17 protein-coding genes are annotated in these 20,714 nt (G+C 73.7%); 2 read left to right on the top strand and 15 right to left on the bottom strand.

Annotated features, from left to right (window positions below; translation table 11 throughout):
- Nucleotides 1-20 precede the first annotated feature (20 nt).
- Nucleotides 21-356, top strand: coding sequence for a hypothetical protein (locus ABT345_RS25780; RefSeq protein WP_345093453.1), 336 nt, complete (start codon nt 21-23; stop codon nt 354-356).
- Between the two features lie 63 nt (nt 357-419).
- Here the strand turns inward: ABT345_RS25780 and der are convergent, their stop codons facing one another.
- The 14 genes from der to pyrG form a co-directional block, all read right to left on the bottom strand.
- Nucleotides 420-1,883, bottom strand: coding sequence for a ribosome biogenesis GTPase Der (gene der, locus ABT345_RS25775; RefSeq protein WP_345093456.1), 1,464 nt, complete (start codon nt 1,881-1,883; stop codon nt 420-422).
- Between the two features lie 90 nt (nt 1,884-1,973).
- A complete protein-coding gene (locus tag ABT345_RS25770) occupies nt 1,974-2,630 on the bottom strand; it encodes a lysophospholipid acyltransferase family protein (protein WP_345093459.1) in 657 nt (218 codons plus the stop codon).
- The gene (gene cmk, locus ABT345_RS25765) at nt 2,627-3,349 is read right to left on the bottom strand and encodes a (d)CMP kinase (protein ID WP_345093461.1); all 723 of its coding nucleotides are present in this window, start codon (nt 3,347-3,349) and stop codon (nt 2,627-2,629) included. Before cmk ends, ABT345_RS25770 begins: the two co-directional genes overlap by 4 nt.
- Nucleotides 3,350-3,447: 98 nt before the next feature.
- A complete protein-coding gene (locus tag ABT345_RS25760) occupies nt 3,448-4,533 on the bottom strand; it encodes a prephenate dehydrogenase (protein WP_345093464.1) in 1,086 nt (361 codons plus the stop codon).
- Between the two features lie 206 nt (nt 4,534-4,739).
- Nucleotides 4,740-5,744 (bottom strand): ADP-ribosylglycohydrolase family protein, encoded by a 1,005-nt coding sequence (locus ABT345_RS25755; RefSeq protein ID WP_345093467.1) that lies wholly within the window; start codon nt 5,742-5,744, stop codon nt 4,740-4,742.
- A 67-nt stretch (nt 5,745-5,811) separates the two neighbouring features.
- Nucleotides 5,812-6,912, bottom strand: coding sequence for a pseudouridine synthase (locus ABT345_RS25750; protein ID WP_345093472.1), 1,101 nt, complete (start codon nt 6,910-6,912; stop codon nt 5,812-5,814).
- Nucleotides 6,912-7,592, bottom strand: a complete 681-nt coding sequence (gene scpB / locus ABT345_RS25745) for an SMC-Scp complex subunit ScpB (RefSeq protein WP_345093475.1) — start codon at nt 7,590-7,592, stop codon at nt 6,912-6,914. The genes ABT345_RS25750 and scpB overlap by 1 nt, the downstream gene beginning before the upstream one ends.
- Entirely contained in the window at nt 7,589-8,686 is a 1,098-nt protein-coding gene (locus ABT345_RS25740) for a segregation and condensation protein A (protein WP_345093478.1), read from the bottom strand. Before ABT345_RS25740 ends, scpB begins: the two co-directional genes overlap by 4 nt.
- An 85-nt stretch (nt 8,687-8,771) precedes the next feature.
- Nucleotides 8,772-9,314, bottom strand: a complete 543-nt coding sequence (locus tag ABT345_RS25735; protein WP_345093564.1) for a hypothetical protein — start codon at nt 9,312-9,314, stop codon at nt 8,772-8,774.
- Entirely contained in the window at nt 9,311-10,327 is a 1,017-nt protein-coding gene (locus ABT345_RS25730) for a ParA family protein (protein ID WP_345093481.1), read from the bottom strand. The genes ABT345_RS25735 and ABT345_RS25730 overlap by 4 nt, the downstream gene beginning before the upstream one ends.
- A 498-nt stretch (nt 10,328-10,825) precedes the next feature.
- Nucleotides 10,826-11,950, bottom strand: coding sequence for an alanine dehydrogenase (ald, locus tag ABT345_RS25725; protein WP_345093483.1), 1,125 nt, complete (start codon nt 11,948-11,950; stop codon nt 10,826-10,828).
- A gap of 158 nt (nt 11,951-12,108) precedes the next feature.
- The gene (locus tag ABT345_RS25720) at nt 12,109-14,400 is read right to left on the bottom strand and encodes a tetratricopeptide repeat protein (RefSeq protein ID WP_386461276.1); all 2,292 of its coding nucleotides are present in this window, start codon (nt 14,398-14,400) and stop codon (nt 12,109-12,111) included.
- Between the two features lie 180 nt (nt 14,401-14,580).
- A complete protein-coding gene (locus ABT345_RS25715) occupies nt 14,581-15,207 on the bottom strand; it encodes an NUDIX domain-containing protein (protein ID WP_345093486.1) in 627 nt (208 codons plus the stop codon).
- 93 nt (nt 15,208-15,300) lie between these two features.
- Complete coding sequence (pyrG, locus tag ABT345_RS25710; RefSeq protein ID WP_345093570.1) at nt 15,301-17,004, bottom strand: CTP synthase; 1,704 nt, start codon at nt 17,002-17,004, stop codon at nt 15,301-15,303.
- Between the two features lie 408 nt (nt 17,005-17,412).
- Here pyrG and ABT345_RS25705 point away from each other — a divergent pair, with 408 nt between their 5' ends.
- Entirely contained in the window at nt 17,413-19,224 is a 1,812-nt protein-coding gene (locus tag ABT345_RS25705) for a glycoside hydrolase family 15 protein (RefSeq protein WP_345093573.1), read from the top strand.
- Nucleotides 19,225-19,318: 94 nt separating this feature from the next.
- On the opposite strand, the gene ABT345_RS25700 is transcribed toward ABT345_RS25705, so the two are convergent.
- Nucleotides 19,319-20,665 (bottom strand): MFS transporter, encoded by a 1,347-nt coding sequence (locus ABT345_RS25700; RefSeq protein ID WP_345093488.1) that lies wholly within the window; start codon nt 20,663-20,665, stop codon nt 19,319-19,321.
- Nucleotides 20,666-20,714 lie beyond the last annotated feature (49 nt).

The following is a 20,714-nucleotide window of genomic DNA, read 5'->3' as shown; positions in this document are numbered from 1 at the left end:
TCGGGTTCGTTGGTGCAGACGTGCACCCATATGACCCCTTCTCCCGCTCCCGCCCTCCGCAGCAGATCCCCGGTATGCGCCCGTCGCAGGATCCCGGGGCCGCCACGACCGGCCGTTCGGCCACCCCGATCTACGACGCGCTCTACGCCGAGTACCGGCGGGCGTTCCGGGCGTTGCCCGGCGACCGGACCGGTGAGGAGGAGGGCCCGGCTCCGGGGCACGGCAGCAGCAGCTGGAGCCGTGCCGCGGCCTCGCCCGGCCAGTGGGAGCGCGTCGCCCGCCAGCCCTACCGGCCGCGCGGCGCGCTGCCCGCGCTGCCGCCGGGAACGCGCGGCGCCCGGCCGCACGATCACTGATCCGTGCGACCGGGCGCCGGGCCCGGACCGGGGCCGGACCGCGGTGCGGCCCGGCCCCCGCCGTCACTTCTTCTTCTGGTTGCGCTTCTCGCGCACCCGGACGGAGATGTGGATCGGGGTGCCCTCGAACCCGAACTCCTCGCGCAGGCGGCGCTCGACGAAGCGGCGGTAGCCCGCCTCCAGGAAGCCGGAGGCGAAAAGCACGAACCGCGGCGGCTTCGTGCCCGCCTGCGTGCCGAAGAGGATGCGGGGCTGCTTGCCGCCGCGGATCGGGTGCGGGTGGGCGGCCACGATCTCGCCGAGGAAGGCGTTCAGCCGGCCGGTGGGGATGCGGGTCTCCCAGCCGGCCAGCGCCGTCTCGATCGCCGGGACCAGCTTCTCCATGTGGCGGCCGGTGCGCGCGGAGACGTTCACCCGCATCGCCCACGGCACCTGCACGAGATCCCGCTCGATCTCCCGCTCCAGGTAGAAACGGCGCTCCTCGTCGAGGGTGTCCCACTTGTTGTACGCGATGACCAGGGCGCGCCCGGCCTCCACGGCCATGGTGACGATGCGCTGGTCCTGCACGCTGATCGACTCGCTGGCGTCGATCAGGACGACGGCGACCTCGGCCTTCTCGACGGCGGCGGCGGTGCGCAGCGAGGCGTAGTAGTCGGCGCCCTCCTGGAGGTGGACCCGGCGGCGGATACCGGCGGTGTCGACGAACTTCCAGGTGGTGCCGCCCAGCTCGATCAGCTCGTCGACCGGGTCGCGGGTGGTGCCGGCGAGTTCGTTGACGACCACGCGCTCCTCCCCGGCGACCTTGTTGAGCAGCGAGGACTTGCCGACGTTCGGGCGGCCGATCAGGGCGATGCGGCGGGGGCCGCCCAGCGCGGTGCCGAAGGTCTGCGCGGGCGCCTCGGGCAGCGCGTCGAGGGCGGCGTCCAGCATGTCGCCGGTGCCGCGGCCGTGCAGCGCGGAGACGGGGTGCGGCTCGCCCAGGCCCAGCGACCAGAGCATCGCGGCGTCGGCCTCGCCGGAGGGGCCGTCGACCTTGTTGGCGACGAGCACGACGGGCTTGCCGGCGCGGCGCAGCAGCTTGACGACGGCCTCGTCGGTGTCGGTCGCGCCGACCTTGGAGTCGACGACGAAGATGACCGCGTCGGCCGCCTCGATGGCGAACTCGGCCTGCATCGCGACGGAGGCGTCGATGCCGAGGACGTCCTGCTCCCAGCCGCCGGTGTCGACGACCTTGAAGCGGCGGCCGTTCCAGTCGGCCTCGTAGGTGACGCGGTCGCGGGTGACGCCCGGCCGGTCCTCGACGACCGCCTCGCGGCGGCCGATGATGCGGTTCACCAGCGTCGACTTGCCGACGTTGGGGCGGCCGACGACGGCGAGGACGGGCAGCGGGCCGTGCCCGGCCGCCGCGATGTCCCCGCCGACCTCCTCGGGGTCGAAGCCCTCCTGCGCGGCGAGCTCCATGAACTCCGCGTACTCGGCGTCGCCAAGCGCACCGTGCTCGTCGCCGGTGTCGATCTGGTCGTTCATGAAGTCCGTTCCTCGTCCTGCTCACAGCGCGGCGTGGGCCGCATGGCTTCGTCATCGGCGGGCCGCATCGGTCCGCCGCTCAAGTGTCGGTCAGCGCCCGGTCAGGCGCCTGGCGTTTTCCAGGTGGGCGGTGAGCCGGCCCTGGATCCGCACGGTCGCCTCGTCCAGCGCCTTGCGGGTGCGCCGCCCCGAGCCGTCCCCCGCCTCGAAGGCGTCGCCGAAGACGACGTCGACGCGGGAGCGCAGCGGCGGCACCGCCGGGGCGAGGCGGCTGCGGCGGTCGGCGGAGCCGAGCACCGCCACCGGGACGACCGGCGCGCCGGAGCGCACCGCGAAGTATGCGAGACCGGCCCGCAGCGAGGCGAAGTCGCCCTCGCCCCGGGTGCCCTCCGGGAAGATCCCGAGCACGCCGCCGTGCTCCAGCACCGCGAGGGCGTCGGTGATCGCCCTGCGGTCGGTGGTGGCGCGGTCCACCTTCAGCTGGCCGATGCCGCGCAGGAACGGATCCAGCGGGCCGACGAATGCTTCCTTCTTGATCAGGAAGTGCACCGGCCGGGGCGCCGTGCCCATCAGCATCGGGCCGTCGAGGCCGTGCGCGTGGTTGACCGCGAGGATCACCGGGCCGGCCGACGGCACCCGCCAGGCGCCCAGCACCCGCGGCCGCCACAGGCCGTACATCAGGCCGATGCCGATCCGCCGGCCGACCGCGGCACCCGACTCGCTCGGGGCCGCGTCGCTGGTGGTCACCGGGCGTCCCGCCCCGCCTTCGCGGCGCCCGCGCCCTCGATGAGGGTGACGACGCACTCGATGACCTGCTCCAGCGTCAGCTCGGTGGTGTCCACCTCGACGGCGTCGTCGGCCTTGGCCAGCGGGGAGGTCTTACGGGAGGAGTCGGCGGCGTCGCGCTTGATCAGGGCCTCGCGGGTGGCCGCCAGGTCGCCGGCCTCCTTGCCCTTCAGCTCACCGCTGCGGCGGGCGGCGCGCGCCTCGGCGGAGGCGGTGAGGAAGACCTTGAGGTCGGCGTCGGGCAGCACCGTGATGCCGATGTCGCGGCCCTCCACGACGATGCCGTGCGGCGCCTCGGCGGCGATGGTGCGCTGCAGCTCGGTGATCCGGGAGCGCACCTCGGGCACGGCGCTGACGGCGCTGACCGCGGAGGTGACCTCCTGGGTGCGGATCGGGCCGGCCGCGTCGAGGCCGTCGACGGAGATGGTCGGGGCGGCCGGGTCGGTGCCGGAGACGATGGCGGGCTTGCCACTGGCCTCAGCGACGGCGGTGGCGTCGTTCACGTCGATGCCGTTGCTCAGCATCCACCAGGTGATCGCGCGGTACTGGGCGCCGGTGTCGAGGTAGCCGAGGCCGAGCTTGGCGGCGACCGCCTTGGACGTGCTGGACTTGCCCGTGCCAGCGGGGCCGTCGATGGCGACAATCACTGCAGCCGGGGCGGTCCGGGCGGCGGTTTCCACGGTGGTGAACACCTTTCTGGTTACACGGGGCGGGGGTCCACGGGCCGAGTGGCCTCCGTCAAGGTTACTGGCTCCCCCGCGGCCCGTGGTCCACGGTGTCAGCGGCGGATCGACCAGCCCCGTTCCTTCAGCTCCGCGGTGAGCTGCGGCACCGCGCCCGGCTCCACGGTGAGCTGGATGAAACCGGCCTGCTGGCCGGTGGCGTGCTCGATGCGGACGTCCTCGATGTTGACCCCGGCGCGGCCAGCGTCGGCGAAGATCCGGGCCAGCTCACCGGGCTGGTCACCGATGTGGACGGCGACGACCTCGTACGCGGCGGGGGCGGAGCCGTGCTTGCCGGGGACCCGCTCGCGTCCGGCGTTGCCGCGGCGCAGCACGTCCTCGACGCCCTCCGCGCCGTCGGCCCGCTGCTGCGCGTCCGCGGACTGGAGGACCCGCAGCGCCCGGACCGTGCCGTCCAGGTCGGCGGCGAGGTCGGCGAGGATGTCGGCGACCGGGCCGGGGTTGGCGGAGAGGATGTCGAGCCACATCGCCGGGTCGGAGGCGGCGATGCGGGTGACGTCCCGGATGCCCTGGCCGCACAGGCGCACCGCGGTCTCGTCGGCGTCCTTGAGGCGGGCGGCGACGAGGCTGGAGACCAGCTGCGGGGTGTGCGAGACGAGGGCGACCGCGCGGTCGTGCGCATCGGCGTCCATCACCACCGGGACGGCGCGGCAGAGCGCGACCAGCTCCAGCGCGAGGTTGAGGACCTCGGTGTCGCCGCCCGGGGACGGGGTCAGCACCCAGGGCCGCCCCTCGAAGAGGTCGGCGGTGGCCGCGAGCGGGCCGGAGCGCTCCCGGCCGGCCATCGGGTGCGTACCGAGGTAGGCGGTCAGATCGCAGCCCAGTTCCCGGAGCCGGCGGTGCGGGCCGCCCTTGACGCTGGCGACGTCTATGCAGGCGCGGGCGGCGCCGCGGCCGAGCACCCCGGCGAGGGTGTCCGCGACGTGCGCGGGCGGGACCGCGACGACGGCGAGGTCGACCGGGCCCGGCGGCTCCTCGGTGACGCCCGCGCCGAGCGCCGCGGCCGTGCGGGCCTGCGTCGGGTCGTGGTCTTCCAGGTACACCTGCACGCCGCGGGCCCGGAGGGCGAGCGCGACGGAGGTGCCGATCAGGCCCGTGCCGATGACGAGTGCGGATCTCACTGGGCGATGTCCTTTCGCGGCGCCGCGGCGGCGCCGTGGTGCACAGGCGCGGCGCCGGGGCCGGCACCGGCGGCCCCACCGGCCGCCCGTCCGCCCACTTCCTGCTGCCTGCCTCGGTGCGTACACCCCGTACGCACACGATCAAGGGTAGCCAGGACCACCGGCAGCCGTGTGCGGCGACCGCCCGGCGGACGGCCGCCGGCGGGTCAGGCGTCCCAGGCGGAGCCCAGGGCCAGCAGGACTGCGCGGTGCTCGATGCGGCCGGTCCACTCCTGCGGCCAGGCCCCGGCGCCGAGGCGGGCCCCGGCGAACGCGCCGGCGAGGCAGGCCAGGGAGTCGGAGTCGCCGGAGCTGACGGCGGCCCGGCGCACCGCGGTGACCGGCTCGTCGGGGAAGAGCAGGAAGCAGTACAGGGCGGTGGCGAGCGCCTCCTCGGCGATCCATCCGGCGCCGGTGGCCTCGCAGGGGTCGGCCTCGCGGTCCGGGGTGCGCAGCGCGGCGTCCAGCCGGTCCAGGGCGGCCAGGCAGTCGTCCCAGCCGCGGGCGAGGTACGCCTGCGGCCCGGCGTCCGCGGAGCGCCGCCACAGGTCGCCGAGCCAGTCCTCCCGGTAGACGGTGCGGGAGGCGTGGGCGTAGGCGCGCAGCAGGGCGGTCAGCTCGTGCGGACGCGCGCCATCGGCGAGGGCCCGCACGGCGTACGCGGTGAGGTCGGAGGCGGCGAGCGCGGTGGGGTGGCCGTGGGTGAGGGCGGCCTGGAACTGTGCGGCGCCGGAGCGCTGGTCCGGGGTGAGGCCCGGGACGAGGCCGACGGGCGCGACCCGCATGTTGGCGCCGCACCCCTTGGAGCGCATCGGCGCGGCCTCGCTCCAGTGCGTCCCCGGTTCGGCGAGCCGGGCGCAGGCGGTGAGGCAGGTGGTGCCGGGGGCGCGGTTGTTCTCCGGGGAGCGCCACCAGGCGATGTACTCGGCGCGGGCCGGGGGCTCCAGGGTCCGGACGGTGAGCGGCCCGGCCCGGCGCGCGCTCTCCAGGGCCTTCCCCAGGGCCAGCGTCATCTGGGTGTCGTCGGTGATGAGCGCGGGCTCCGGCAGCGGGAGACCGCGCCAGTCGCCGTGTGCGGCCACGATCTCCGGTACGCCCTGGAACTCGGTCGGATAGCCGAGCGCGTCCCCCAGTGCGAGCCCCATCAGTGCGCCGGTCGCTGCGGACCCCATGAAAACCACCCCTTAATCGTCATGATGACAATAAGGGGTGGTGATCACGACCGGCAAGCGGTGTCCGTTACAGGTCGACCTCGCGCATCAACATGCCGACCTCGGTGTTGGTCAGGCGGCGCAGCCAGCCGGACTTCTGGTCGCCCAGGGCGATCGGGCCGAACGCGGTGCGCACCAGCTTGTCGACGGGGAAGCCCGCCTCGGCCAGCATCCGCCGCACGATGTGCTTGCGGCCCTCGTGCAGGGTGACCTCGACCAGGTAGTTCTTGCCGGTCTGCTGCACGACGCGGAAGTGGTCCGCGCGGGCGTAGCCGTCCTCCAGCTGGATGCCGTCCTTGAGCATCCGGCCGATCTCGCGCGGCAGCGGACCCTGGATCGCGGCGAGGTAGGTCTTCTGGACGCCGTAGCGCGGGTGCGTGAGGCGGTGGGCCAGCTCGCCGTGATTGGTGAGCAGGATGATGCCCTCGGTCTCGGTGTCCAGCCGCCCGACGTGGAAGAGCCGCGTCTCACGGTTGGTGACGTAGTCGCCGAGGCACTGGCGGCCGTCCGGGTCCTCCATCGTGGAGACGACGCCGGCGGGCTTGTTCAGCGCGAAGAAGAGGTACGACTGGGTGGCGACGGTGAGGCCGTCGACCTTGATCTCGTCCTTCTCCGGGTCGACGCGGACGCCCTGTTCCAGGACGATCTCGCCGTTGACCTCGACCCGCGCCTGCTCGATCAGCTCCTCGCAGGCCCGCCGCGAGCCCATACCGGCGCGCGCCAGCACCTTCTGCAGCCGCTCGCCCTCCTGCTCGCCGAACGTCTTCGGGGTCTTGACCTGCGGCTTGTTGTGGCGGGCGCGGTTGCGCTCCTCGATCTTGGCGTCCAGCTCGCGGGGGCGCGAGGGCGCCTGGCCCCGGCCGCGCTGCGGGCCGCCCTTGGCACCGCCCTGCTTCGCGCCGGTGCGGGGGCCGCCCTTGGCGCCGCCCCGGGCCGCGGCGCCCCGGGCGCCACCGCTCCTGGGGCCGGACCCGCGTCCCTCGCCGGACTCGCCCACGTCGTAGCGGCGCTCCTCGGGACGGGGCCGGCCCGCGCGCTGCTGCTTCTCGTCGCGCTTGTTGCCGGCGCCCCGGTAGTTGCCCCTACCGCCGCCGCCGTTGCCCGTGCTGTTCCTGCCGCTGCTTCGCATCAATGATCCGTCTGAGAGTCGCCGCTGTCGTCCACTTCGAACGACGGGATACCTTCCGGGGAGTCGCGCTCGACCGCCTCCGCCTCCGGGAGGAACGGTGCGAGCTCCGGGAGCTCGTCCAGGCCACGCAGGCCCAACCGCTCCAGAAAGTACGTCGTCGTCCTGTACAGGATCGCACCTGTTTCGGGTTCCGTCCCCGCCTCCTCCACCAGCCCGCGCTGCAGGAGGGTGCGCATCACGCCGTCGCAGTTGACCCCACGTACGGCGGAGACCCGGGAACGGCTGACCGGCTGACGGTACGCGACCACGGCCAGAGTCTCCAACGCGGCCTGGGTCAGCCGGGCCGTCTGGCCGTCCAGGACGAAGCTCTCCACGGCGTCCGCGTAGGCGGCGCGGGCGTAGAACCGCCAGCCGCCGGCGACCAGCCGCAGATCGAAGCCGCGGCCCTGGCGGGTGTACTCGTCGGCCAGTTCGCGCAGCGCGAGCGCGACCGCGCGGCGGGGCCGCTGCACCACCCGGGCCAGGTGTTCCTCGGTCGCCGGGGCGTCGACGACCATGAGGACGGCCTCCAGCGCGGGCTTCAGCTCCAGCTCCGCCGCGCCGGGCGCCCCGGCCGGCTCCCCGGACCGCGCGGGCCCGCCCTGCTCCGTGACGTCGTACGCCCCGCCGGCCCCGCTCACGCGCGCTCTCCCTCGTCGTTCCCGTCGGCCTCGCCGGCCGCTTCCTCCAGCCCCTCGTCCGCCTTCCCGGCGGGCTCGGGATGTCCCTCGTAGCCGTCGGTGACCTGCGGCGTCGCGTCATCGGGGCCCGTCCAGCGGACCGTGAGGGCGCCCAGGGCCTCCGGCTGGTCCAGGGCCACCGCCCGCTCCCGGTACAGCTCCAGGAGCGCCAGGAAGCGCGCCACGACGGTGAGGGTGTCGGGGGCGTCGGCCACCAGCTCGGCGAAGGTGCGCGCGCCCGCCTCGCGCAGCAGCGCCGCCACCACCTCGGCCTGTTCGGCGACGCTGACCAGCGGTGCGTGGATGTGGTCGACGTAGACCTGCGGACGCGCCCGCGGCTGCATCGCCTTGACGGCCAGCCGCGCGAACCCCTCCGGGCCGATGCCCAGCACCACCTCCGGCAGCAGCTCGGCGTGCTCGGGCTCCAGGCCGACGGTGCGCGGGTGGCGGCGCGCCTCGTCCGCGAGCCGGTCGCCGAAGATGTCCGCGATCCGCTTGTACGCGCGGTACTGCAGCAGCCGGGCGAAGAGCAGGTCACGGGCCTCCAGCAGGGCCAGATCCGCCTCGTCCTCGACGGCGGCGACGGGCAGCAGCCGGGCGGCCTTGAGGTCCAGCAAGGTGGCCGCGACGACCAGGAACTCGGTGGTCTGGTCGAGGTCCCAGTCCGCGCCCATGGCCCGGATGTGCGCCATGAACTCGTCGGTGACCTGCGAGAGCGCGACCTCGGTGACGTCCATCTTGTGCTTGGAGATCAGCTGGAGGAGGAGGTCGAAGGGGCCCTCGAAGTTGTCCAGCCGGACGGTGAAGCGGCCGTCGCCGGGGGCGTCCGCGGACTCCTCGCTGGGCTCCGGGGCGCCGTCGGCGGGCCCGGGGGTCCGCTCGCCGCTGCCGGGCGCCGCGGGCTCCGGCGCCGCCTCGGGGGCTCCAGGCTCCGACGCTCCGGCCCCGGGTGCCGCCGCGGCTCCGCCCGGGTCCGCCGTGCCGTCCTCGGGCCCCCGGCCGAGGGAACGGCGCGGGGGCCGCGGGGAGGCGGTGTCGTGCTGGGTCGTCGGCATCGTGGTCCAGGGTGCTGCGGGCCCCGCGCGCGGGCGGGCTGGCGCGCGGACGGCGGGCCCGCGTAGGCGGCAGGCTATCGGGCGGCTATCTGCCGCGCAGCCGCCGTACCAGGATGCTGGCGTCGCCGCGGGACTCCAGGTCGGCGAGGACGACGGCGACCGCCTCGCGGACGATCCGGCCGCGGTCGACGGCGAGCCCGTGCTCGCCGCGCAGCACCAGCCGGGCGTGTTCCAGGTCCATCAGCTCCTCGGCGGAGACATAGACGGTGATCTTCTCGTCGTGGCGCTCGCGGCCGCTGGGGCGGCGGTTGGCGCCCCGGCCCCCGCGGCGCCGGGCCGCCTGGCCGGGCTGCCCGGCCACGGCGGCCGCCTCCGGCACCGCGCGGCTCTCCGGCCGGCGGTGCCCGCCCGCGGCCTCCTGGTCCGCGCCGCGCCCGCCGTGCTCGGCGGGGACGGCGCGCGCCGCGGTGGCGTCCGCCGTACCGGCAGGCGCCACCTCCGGCTCACCGCCCGGCGACGGCACCCGGGGCGCCTCGTCGCCGGATTCGCCCGTGCGACGGGGCGGTGAGGACTGCAGGCCCGTGCCCCCGGTGGTGCGGAACAACTCGTCGGCGCCCGGCAGACTCACTCGGCGTGACACCGGGCGAGCACCTCCCTGGCGAGCTGACGATAGGCGGCGGCCCCCACGGAGTTGGAGGCGTACGTGGTGATCGGCTCGCCCGCGACGGTCGTCTCGGGGAAGCGGACCGTACGGCCGATGACGGTGTGGTAGACGTGGTCGTCGAACGCCTCCACGACGCGCGCCAGCACCTCACGGCTGTGCACGGTGCGGGAGTCGTACATCGTCGCCAGGATGCCGTCCAGCTGCAGCTCGGGGTTGAGCCGCTCCTGGACCTTCTCGATCGTCTCGGTGAGCAGCGCGACACCGCGCAGCGCGAAGAACTCGCACTCCAGCGGCACGATGACCTTGTGCGCCGCGGTCAGCGCGTTGACGGTGAGCAGACCGAGCGAGGGCTGGCAGTCGATGACGATGTAGTCGTAGTCGTTCATCAGCGGCTTGAGCGCGCGCTGCAGCGTCGACTCGCGGGCCACCTCGCTGACCAGCTGCACCTCGGCGGCGGAGAGGTCGATGTTGCTGGGCAGCAGGTCCATGTTGGGGACCGCCGTCTTGAGCAGCACCTCGTCGGCCGACATGCCCCGCTCCATGAGCAGGTTGTAGACCGTCAGGTCGAGCTCCATCGGGTTGACGCCGAGGCCGACCGAGAGGGCGCCCTGCGGGTCGAAGTCGACGAGCAGCACCCGGCGCCCGTACTCGGCGAGCGCGGCGCCCAGATTGATGGTCGAGGTGGTCTTGCCGACCCCGCCCTTCTGGTTGCACATCGCGATGATCTTGGCGGGGCCGTGCTCCGACAACGGTCCAGGGATCGGGAAGTACGGCAGCGGACGGCCGGTCGGGCCGACGCGCTCGCGGCGCTGGCGGGCAGCGTCCGGCGCGAGCGTGGCCGCGTACTCGGGGTCCGGCTCGTACTCCGCGTCCGGATCGTAGAAGTGCCCCTGGGGCAGGTCTTCGTAGTCGGCGAGACGGGTGGGATCTCCACTGCCCCGGTCGCCGGCCGTGGCGTTCACGTAATGGCCGTCCATGCTCTGGTGGGCTGTCGAGGTCGTGCTCGGGTGGACTGCGGGGGTGTGGACCGCTGCGGAGCCGACAGCCTCGAACCCCGAGGGGGCCTGGCCCCGCGCAACTGCTCCTGGCTGAGCACCTCCGGGAGTAATTGTCGACTCATTCACAAGTCGTCGTACCTCCTTGGATGGAACCAGGAAACTTATCGATAGGTCAGCGTGACACCATGCCGACGGTTGGCGACTCTATGGCGTGTCGGGCGTCCGCAGCAACACAATCCACCCGACCCGGCGCGATGTGACGGATAAGAAACCCGCCCATGTCAAGGGTGCAAGCCGCGCGCACATGAGGCTTCGGGGGTACGCGAATCACCTCAAGGGTTACGTACGAGGCGCGTTGCGCGCCCCCGTGCCGGCGTCGCACCGACGGCGTGGTACCGGCGCGTCCCACACGCGACCGGCCGGGTCCCGCAGACGGGACCCGGCCGGTTGTTCCGCACGGACGCGCGGAGTTGACGCTCAGCCCAGCAGGTCGCTCAGCTCCACGGACTCCAGGCCGTGGGCCTCGGCGACCTCGCGGTAGACGACCTTGCCGTCGTGGGTGTTGAGGCCCTTGGCCAGCGCGGCGTCCCGGCGCAGCGCCTCGGCCCAGCCGTTGTTGGCGAGCGAGACGATGTACGGGAGGGTCGCGTTGGTCAGCGCGTAGGTGGAGGTGTTGGGCACCGCGCCGGGCATGTTGGCGACGCAGTAGAACACCGAGTTGTGGACCCGGAAGGTCGGGTCGGCGTGCGTGGTGGGGTGCGAGTCCTCGAAGCAGCCGCCCTGGTCGATCGCGATGTCGACAAGGACACTTCCGGGCTTCATCTTGGCGACCAGCTCGTTGGTGACGAGCTTGGGGGCCTTGGCGCCGGGGATCAGGACCGCGCCGACGACGAGGTCGGCCTCGACGACGGCCTTCTCCAGCTCGAAGGCGTTGGAGACGATCGTCTGCACCTTGGTGCCGAAGATCTTGTCGGCCTCGCGGAGCTTGTTGATGTCCTTGTCGAGCAGGGTGACGTGGAAGCCGAGGCCCACGGCGATCTGCACGGCGTTCCAGCCGGAGACGCCGCCACCGATGACGACCGCCTTGCCCGCCTGGACGCCGGGAACGCCGCCGGGCAGCACGCCGCGGCCGCCGGCCTGGCGCATCAGGTGGTACGCGCCGACCTGCGGGGCGATCCGGCCCGCGACCTCGGACATCGGGGCGAGCAGCGGCAGCGCGCGGTTCGCGGTCTCGACGGTCTCGTAGGCGATGGCGGTGGTGCCGGACTCCAGCAGCGCGTCGGTGCACTCGCGGGAGGCCGCGAGGTGCAGGTACGTGAAGAGGGTCTGGTCCTTGCGGAGGCGGTGGTACTCCTCCTCGATCGGCTCCTTGACCTTCAGGAGCAGGTCGGCGGTGGCCCAGACCTCGTCGGCGGTGTCGAGGATGCTCGCGCCGGCGGCCACGTACTCCGCGTCGGGGATGGAGGAGCCGACACCGGCGTCCTTCTCGATGACGACCTGGTGGCCGTTGCGGACCAGCTCGTTGACACCGGCGGGCGTGATCGCCACCCGGAACTCGTTGTTCTTGACCTCGCGGGGGATGCCGACCTTCACGTCGATCACGGTCCTTGAAAAGAGTGCTTACAGGAGAATTATCCCTCATGTGACACATGACGGAACTGACCGCGAGCGACGCGGCGAACCCAGTCTATTGAAGGATCCCCTCTTGTCTAGCCTTGCAAAGCATTAATTGTTTCGAAGACCACCACCGATTTCGTAGGTCACTTGCGGTGATCTTGGAGGAGTTGTTCCCCGGCGGCGCGGTGCAGCCTTGCCGCTGCCGGGTCGCCGAGCCCGTCGAGGAGGTCCGCAATCCGCAGCTGCAGCCCCGCCTCCAGCGCCGCGTCGCCCGCGCCGCGGGCGGTGTGCAGGGCCTCCAGGGCCGTCCGCAGCGCCTCCCCGGGCCGCCCCACGCGCTCCTGGACATGCGCCACCTCGGCCGTCGCACGCGCCTGACCTGCGAGATCACCGAGCCTGCGGGAGGTGCGGGCCGCCGCCCGCCACTCCTTGAGCGCCTCCGGCCACCGTCCGGCCCGGCCGTGCGCCCCGCCGATCCGGCCGTGCAGCCGCGCCGCGTCCGCGCTCTCGCCCCGGCTCAGCCGCAGCTCCAGCGCCCGGCCGTACCAGTCGGCGGCGCGCTGCCAGTCCCCCAGCTCGCTGTAGGTACCGCCGAGCGACTCCAGGGCGCGGCCGGTCGCCACCGCGTCACCCGCCGAACGGGCCGCCTCCAGCGCGCCGCGGTAGCGGCCGAGCGCCGCCTCGGTGCGTCCGGCGCCGCCGTCCAGATCGGCGAGGTTGAGCAGCGCCGCCGCCATCTCCCGCCCCAGGCCCCGGCGTTCGGCGACCTCCAGGACCATCTCGTGCAGGGCGTAGAGGTCACCGGCGGCCGCGTCCGGGCCCTCGTGTGCCATCAGCGCGCGGACCAGGGTGGCGATCAACCGCCGGTCCAGCGTGTCGAGTTCACCGTCACAGACCGCGAGGCGGGCGGCGTCCAGCAGCGCGGCGCGGCGGCGGCGCAGCCAGGCGGCGGCCGCCGCGCGCGAGGGGAAGCGCAGCGCGAACGGCAGCGCCTCGGCCCGCTCCCGCGCCGGCGACCCGGCCGGCTCGCCGCTCCCCCGGCAGGACTGGAGCAGCCGGACGGTGCGCTCCAGCATCCGCGCACGGGCCAACTTGACCTCGGCCGGGCGCTCGTGCGTCCGCAGCAGCTCCCCGGCCCGGGCGGCGAGGCAGCCGGGGAGCCGGTAGCGGGGGCCGGTGGCGGTGCCCGGGGAGGACGGTCCGTCGTCCGGCTCCGCCTCCTGGTGCAGCAGCCCCAGCGCGGCCAGATCGACGAGGGTCGTCTTCGCGGTCTCCATCGTGCAGCCGGCCAGCGCGGACGCGGTGTGCGCGTCGACGAGGCCGGGCGGCGCGAGGGAGAGCAGCCGCAGCATCCGGGCCGCGGACGGGGCCAGCCCGTCGTGCGCGAGGTGGAACGCGCGGTGCAACGGCCGTTCGCCGACGGGGATTTCGTGCGGGACCGGCACCTCGCGCAGCGCCGTGCGCAGATCCGAGACGGAGGCCTTGGGGCGGGCGGCGAGCCAGCCGCCCGCGAGCACCAGGGCCGCGGGCTGCCCGCCGCACTCCTCGATGACGGAGTCGGCCGACCGCGGGTCGACGGTGATCCGTACCGGACCGGCGAACCGGGCCAGCAGCGCGACCGCGGCGGCGCCGTCCAGCCCGCCCAGGGTGCACGGCCGGACGTCGGGGATGCCGGTGAGCGGGCCCTCGGAGACCACGACGACCAGGCAGTCCGGCGCGTCGGGCAGCAGCGGATCGACGTGGTCGGCGCCGGGTGCGTCGTCGAGGAGGAGGACCGCGCGGCGGGCCGCCAGCTCCGCGCGCAGCGCCGCGGCCGGTTCGTCGTCGTCCGAGCCCGCCGGGACGGCGGCGCCGAGCGCGGTGAGCAGCCCGCGGGCGACGTCGCCGGTGGGCACGGGCGTGCCGCCCGGACTGGACAGCCGGGCCCGCAGCACCCCGTCCGGGTAGGCGCCGGACAGGGTGCGCAGCAGCTCCTCGGCGAGCGCGGTGCGGCCGCAGCCGGGCCGCCCGGCGATCAGCAGCACCCGGCTGCGGGGGCTCTTCCGGCCGGAGAGGGTGTCGAGACCGGCCCGCTCGATGTCGGCGCGGAGCGCCTTCAGCTCCCGGGAACGACCGAGCAGGCCGCGGGACGGCAGAGTGTCGGCGGCGGGGCGGGGCGGGGCGACGGGACGGGGCACGGGGGCGGCGGCCGGTGGCGCGGCGGGCGCGGGCACCTCGGGTGACGGTGCGGTGGCCGAAGACCCAGCCGGTACGGGCGACACAGCCGGTACGGCCGGCGCGGCCACGGGCTGCGGGCCCGCCGCCGCGTCGCCACCGCCGCCTTCCGGCGCCCGCCCGCCCCCCGCCGGCGCGGCGCATCCCGCCGCCTCCGGTGGGAGGTGCCCTGTACCCACCGCCTGGTCCGCCACGGGCCACTCTCCCGTCCACCTGCGCATACGAGCCCGCCGCCGGTCGCGGACGGGAACGCTGCCGAGCGTAGTTCACGCCCCGTCATGCCCCGTGCTCCGCGCGGAGCTTGACGTCCGGGTCACTCCGCCGGATCAGCGGATGATCTGACCGGGACGGTGCGGCGGCGCGGCGGACCGGCGGCGGGCCGGCGGCGGACCGGCGGCGGATCAGGCGCCGAAGGGGCGCGCCGGCCAGGGCGCGTCGGCCGGGCGCAGCGACTCCAGGCCCGGCCCCTGCTGCGCCGCGACGAGCGACAGCACGCCGACGACCAGGCAGTTGTTGTGCAGCTCCCCGGCGAGCACCCCGCGCACCAGCTCATCGACCGGCACCCGCGCCAGCTCCAGGTCGATCTCCTCCTCGGAGACCTCGAACCGCTCGCCCTCCGCCTCGGCCAGCCCCCGCGCGAGGAAGACCCGGACCGCCTCGTCGCAGCCGCCCGGCGTGGTGTAGACGTCCGTCAGCACCCGCCAGTCGTCGGCCTTGACGTGCGCCTCCTCGTACAGCTCGCGCTGGGCGGCGTGCAGCGGGTTCTCGCCGGGGACGTCGAGCAGTCCGGCGGGGATCTCCCACAGCTTGTGGCGCACGGGGTGGCGGTACTGGCGCAGGACCAGGACCCGGCCGTCGTCGTCGAGGGCGAGGACGGCCACCGAGCCGGGGTGGACCTGGTAGTCGCGGCGGGCCGTGGAGCCGTCCGGCATGACGACGTCGTCGGTGCGCACGCTCGTCTTGTTCCCGGTGAACGGCGTCACGGTCGCGGTGACCGTCCACTCCTCGGGGGTGTCCTCGATCGCCATACGTCCTCCTGATCGTCCTGGTCAACGCAGAAACCGGGGCAGCGATCCCGTACGAGATCCCTGCCCCGGTCCACCGTAACGGCCGGGTGTCGCTTACTTACCGGCGGCCTTCTTCGGCTCCGCGGCCGCCTTCGCCGTCTGCTGCTGCGCAACGGCTGCCTTCACCAGACCCGCGAAGAGCGGGTGCGGGCGGGTCGGGCGGGAGCGCAGCTCCGGGTGGGCCTGGGTGGCGACGAGGTAGGGGTGCACCTCGCGCGGGTACTCGACGTACTCGACGAGCTTGTTGTCCGGGGAGGTGCCGGAGAAGAGCAGACCGGCCTTCTTCTCCAGCTCACCGCGGTAGGCGTTGTTGACCTCGTAGCGGTGGCGGTGGCGCTCCTCGACGTAGGGCTGGTCGTCGTAGGTCTCGCGGACGATCGAGCCCTCGGCGAGCTTGGCCGGGTACATGCCGAGCCGCATCGTGCCGCCCATGTCGCCCTCACCGGCGACGATGTCCATCTGCTCGGCCATCGTGGAGATGACCGGGTGGGCGGCGGCCGGGTCGAACTCGGTGGAGTTGGCGCCCTCGATGCCGGCGAGGTTGCGGGCCGCCTCGATGACCACGCACTGCAGGCCCAGGCAGAGGCCGAGCAGCGGCAGCTTGTGCTCGCGGGCGTAGGTGATCGCGCCGACCTTGCCGTCCACGCCGCGGTCGCCGAAGCCGCCGGGGATGCAGACCGCGTCGCAGTCGCCGAGCTGCTCGGCGGCGCCCGCCGGGGTGGTGCAGTCGTCGGAGGTGACCCACTTGATCTTCACGCGGGTCTTGTTGGCGAAGCCGCCCGCGCGCAGCGCCTCGGTGACCGAGAGGTAGGCGTCCGGCAGGTCGATGTACTTGCCGACCAGCGCGACCTTGACCTCGTGGTCGGGGTTGTGGACGCGCTCCAGCAGGTCCGCCCACTGGGTCCAGTCGACATCGCGGAACGGCAGGTCCAGCTTGCGGACGACGTAGGCGTCCAGGCCCTCGGCGTGCAGCACCTTGGGGATGTCGTAGATCGACGGGGCGTCGATCGCGGCGACCACGGCCTGGTCGTCCACGTCGCACATCAGCGAGATCTTGCGCTTGATGGCGGTGGGGACCTCACGGTCGGCGCGGAGCACGATCGCGTCGGGCTGGATGCCGATGTTGCGCAGGGCGGCGACGGAGTGCTGGGTCGGCTTGGTCTTCAGCTCACCGGAGGGGCCGATGTAGGGCAGCAGCGAGATGTGCACGACGAAGACGTTGTCCCGGCCGACCTCGTGGCGGACCTGGCGGACGGTCTCCAGGAACGGCAGCGACTCGATGTCGCCGACCGTGCCGCCGACCTCGGTGATGACGACGTCGACGTCGTCGGTCGCCATCCGGCGGATGCGGTGCTTGATCTCGTTGGTGATGTGCGGGATGACCTGCACGGTGTCGCCCAGGTACTCGCCGCGGCGCTCCTTGGCGATCACGGTGGAGTAGACCTGGCCGGTGGTGACGTTGGCGCTGCCGTCGAGGTCGACGTCGAGGAAGCGCTCGTAGTGGCCGATGTCCAGGTCGGTCTCGGCTCCGTCGTTGGTGACGAAGACCTCACCGTGCTGGAACGGGTTCATCGTGCCGGGGTCGACGTTCAGGTACGGGTCGAGCTTCTGCATGGTGACCCGCAGACCCCGCGCCTTGAGGAGCGCGCCGAGGCTGGAGGCCGTGAGGCCCTTGCCGAGCGAGGAGGCGACGCCCCCGGTGACGAAGATGTGCTTGGTCGTCGTGGCTGCGTTCTGTCGAGAAGCAGAGGGCGGCATGGCCAAGAGGGGGCTCCCGTGGTCGCGAGTGGAGAGGTGCGATGCGGCGCCGTCCCCGGGGTACGAGGGGTGCCTTCGCTGCGGCTCGGGGGTGCCGTGACATCTGCCGTGACATTTGTGGGGCCCACCGGTCCACGGGATACCAGGCTATCAGCGACCGGGGATGGTCGCGCCCGGCGGCGTCCGCCGCGGGCTCTCCGCCCCACGTCACTCGAACGAGTGACGCCCCTCTTCGTGGGCGTCGCGCAGCGCCCCGTGGGCCGTCGTATCCTGCACGGACACTCGTTACGAGCCGTCCGGTGAGGCACCACCCCCGCCCGATTTCCGGTCCCGCTGCTCGACAACGTTTCATGGGCAGGACGGACAGCTATCACGTCCCGAGGGGGCGTGACTCCAGTTCGACAGGAGATGCACGTGGCCGGGCGCATCGAGGACTACGCACTCATCGGCGATATGCAAACCGCCGCACTCGTGTGCAGGGACGGCATGGTGGACTGGCTCTGCCTGCCGCGTTTCGACTCCCCGGCGGTCTTCGCCGGGCTGCTGGGCACCGAGGAACACGGCTTCTGGCGGATGGGCCCCGCCCACTCCGAGGGCACCCGCCCGCTCCCCGCCGACCGGCGCCGCTACCGCGGCGACTCGCTGGTCCTGGAGTCGGAGTGGGACACCCCGCAGGGCACCGTCCGGGTGATCGACTTCATGCCGCCGCGCGACGGCGCGCCCCAGCTGATCCGCATCGTCGAGGGCGTCAGCGGCACCGTCCCGGTCCGCTCCGAGCTGCGGATGCGGTTCGCGTACGGCTGGGTGGTGCCGTGGGTGCACAAGGTCGACGGGCGGACGGTCGCGGTGGCCGGTCCCGACTCGGTGTGGCTGGACACGACGGCGCAGACGTACGGCGAGGAGCTGACCACCTACTCCGACTTCACCGTCGCGCCGGGCGAGCGGATCGCCTTCACGATCAGCTGGCAGCCCTCGCACCACCAGCCCCCGGCGGTGGCCGAGCCGGAGAACGCGCTCGTCGCCACCGAGGAGTTCTGGCACGAGTGGGTCGAGCACTGCACGTACCACGGGCCCTACCGGGACGCGGTGGTCCGGTCGCTGATCACGCTGAAGGCGCTGACGTACGCGCCGACCGGCGGGATCGTCGCCGCGCCGACCACCTCGCTGCCGGAGGACCTCGGCGGCTCCCGCAACTGGGACTACCGCTTCACCTGGCTGCGCGACGCCGCCATCACGCTCTCCTCGCTGCTGCGCACCGGCTACCGCGAGGAGGCCCGCGCCTGGCGCGAGTGGCTGCTGCGCGCGGTCGCCGGCGATCCGGAGAACCTCCAGATCATGTACGGCATCGCCGGCGAGCGGGAGCTGGGCGAGAACGAGCTGGACTGGCTGCCGGGGTATGAGAACTCCCGGCCGGTGCGGGTCGGCAACGGCGCCGCCGGCCAGGTCCAGCTGGACGTGTACGGCGAGGTCATCGAGGCGCTGCACCTGGCGCACATGACGGGGCTGGCCCGCAACGACTACGCCTCGCTGCTCCAGCTGAAGCTGATCGACTGGGTGGAGAAGCACTGGAGCGAGCCGGACGAGGGCATCTGGGAGGTCCGCGGGCCGCGCCGGCACTTCGTCCACTCCAAGGTCATGACGTGGGTCGCGGTGGACCGCACCATCAAGCTGATCGAGGCGGGCGACGTCGAGGGCCCGCTGGAGCGCTGGAAGGACCTGCGCGAGCGGATCCACCGGGACGTCTGCGAGAAGGGGTACGACAAGGAGCGCAACACCTTCACGCAGTCCTACGGCTCCCAGGAGCTGGACGCCTCGCTGCTGCTGATCCCGCAGATGGGCTTTCTGCCGCCGGACGACAAGCGCGTCATCGGCACGATCGAGGCGATCCAGCGGGAGCTGTCCACCGAGGACGGCTTCATCCTGCGCTACCCGACCTCCGGTGACGAGGCGGGCGTGGACGGTCTGGAGGGCGACGAGGGCGCGTTCTTGGCCTGCTCGTTCTGGATGGCGGACGATCTGGCGATGATCGGGCGGGTGGAGGAGGCGCGCACGCTCTTCGAGCGGCTGCTCGCGCTCCGCAACGACCTGGGGCTGCTGGCCGAGGAGTGGGACTCCGCCAATCAACGGCAGGTGGGGAACTTCCCGCAGGCGTTCAGCCACGTCCCGCTGATCGACACCGCGCTGCGGCTGACGGCGAGCGGCGCGTACGGCGGCGGCTGAGCCGCGGGTCACGGACGTGCTGAGCCGCAGGTCACAGGCGTAGGGAAGGGGCCGTCCCGGGTGGGGCGGCCCCTTCCGCGTGCGTCGACGGTGGTCAGGCGCGGGTGCGGGGCGCGAGGGCCAGGGCGAGAACGGGCAGGGTCAAGAGGGCGGCGGCCGCGTTGAGGCCGCCGTAGCCGATGAGGGCGACGAGCCCGCCGGCGACGGCGCCGCCGGCCGCGCCCGCGAGGTTCATCAGGGTGTCGGCGAGGCCCTGGATCTCGGAGCGCTGTGCGGCCGGCAGCGACTCGGTGAGCAGGGTGGATCCGGCGATGGTGACGAAGGACCAGCCCAGGCCGAGGGTGAACAGGGCCCCGACGGCGGCGGCGTGACTGCTGCCGGCGAGCCCGGCGACGGCGGCGGTGAGCAGGTAGAGCGCCTGGCCCAGCAGGATCACCCGGATCCGGCCGATCCGGTCGGCGAGCCGTCCGACCAGCGGCGACAGCGCGTACATCCCGGCGATGTGCAGGCTGACGCTGAAGCCGACGACGCTCAGGCCGGCGCCGTTGTGGGCGAGGTGGATCGGGGTCATCGTCATCACGGAGACCATGACCGCGTGGCCCAGGACGACCGTGACCAGGCCGAGGCGGGCGGCGGGCACGGCGCGGACCACGCGGAGCGCCTCGGCGAAGCGGGCGGTGAAGCGCGGGGCGGCGGACGCGTCCGGGGTGGCCGCGGCCGCCCCGGGTATCCGGCCGCGCTCCGCGCGGGCCACTTCGGCGGCGAGGCGGAGCGGGTCGGGGCGGAGCAGGAAGTGGTTGAGGGCCCAGCCGCCGACGAAGGCGACGGTGGAGAAGAGGAAGGTCCCGGCCTCCTCGGGCAGGCCCAGCGCGCGGGCGAGGGGCTCGCCCGGGCCGGTGAGGTTGGGGCCGATGACGCTGCCGACGGTGGTCGACCAGACGACGAGGGAGAGGGAGCGGGCGCGGTTGCCGTCGTCGGCGAGGTCGGCGGCGGCGTACCGGGACTGGAGGTTGGTGGCGGTGCCCGCGCCCAGCAGCAGGGTGCCGAGGAGGACCGGTTCGGGGCGGCCGAGGCGGGCGCCGAGGAGCACGACGAGCGCGCCGAGGGCGGCGATCAGCCAGCCGGTGCCCAGACCGGTGCGGCGGCCCCGGGAGCGGGAGAGCGCGGCGAGCGGGATGCCGAGGAGGGCGGCGCCGAGCGTGGCGGAGGTGGTGGAGAGCCCGGCGAGCGCCTCCGAGCCGCTGAGCCGCCCGATCAGCAGCGCCCCCGCCGAGAGCGTCGAGCCGATGCCGATGCCGGCCACGACCTGGGCGGACATCAGGACCCGGACGGTGCGCCGCTGGGCGGTGGCGACGGTGGCGGGGTCCGGGCCGGACGGTAACGGCCCGGACAGGGTGCGGCGGTCGGCCGGGCCGTCGGACGTGTGTGCGGTACCTGACATGCGGCACAGCGTAGGAGGCGGGCGCGGCGCGGCCCAGCCGATTCCGGCC

It is taken from the genome of Streptomyces sp. NPDC000404, assembly GCF_040300365.1.
In the GTDB taxonomy this organism is placed as follows: domain Bacteria; phylum Actinomycetota; class Actinomycetes; order Streptomycetales; family Streptomycetaceae; genus Streptomyces; species Streptomyces ramulosus.
This window is presented reverse-complemented; position numbering and strand designations above follow the sequence as displayed.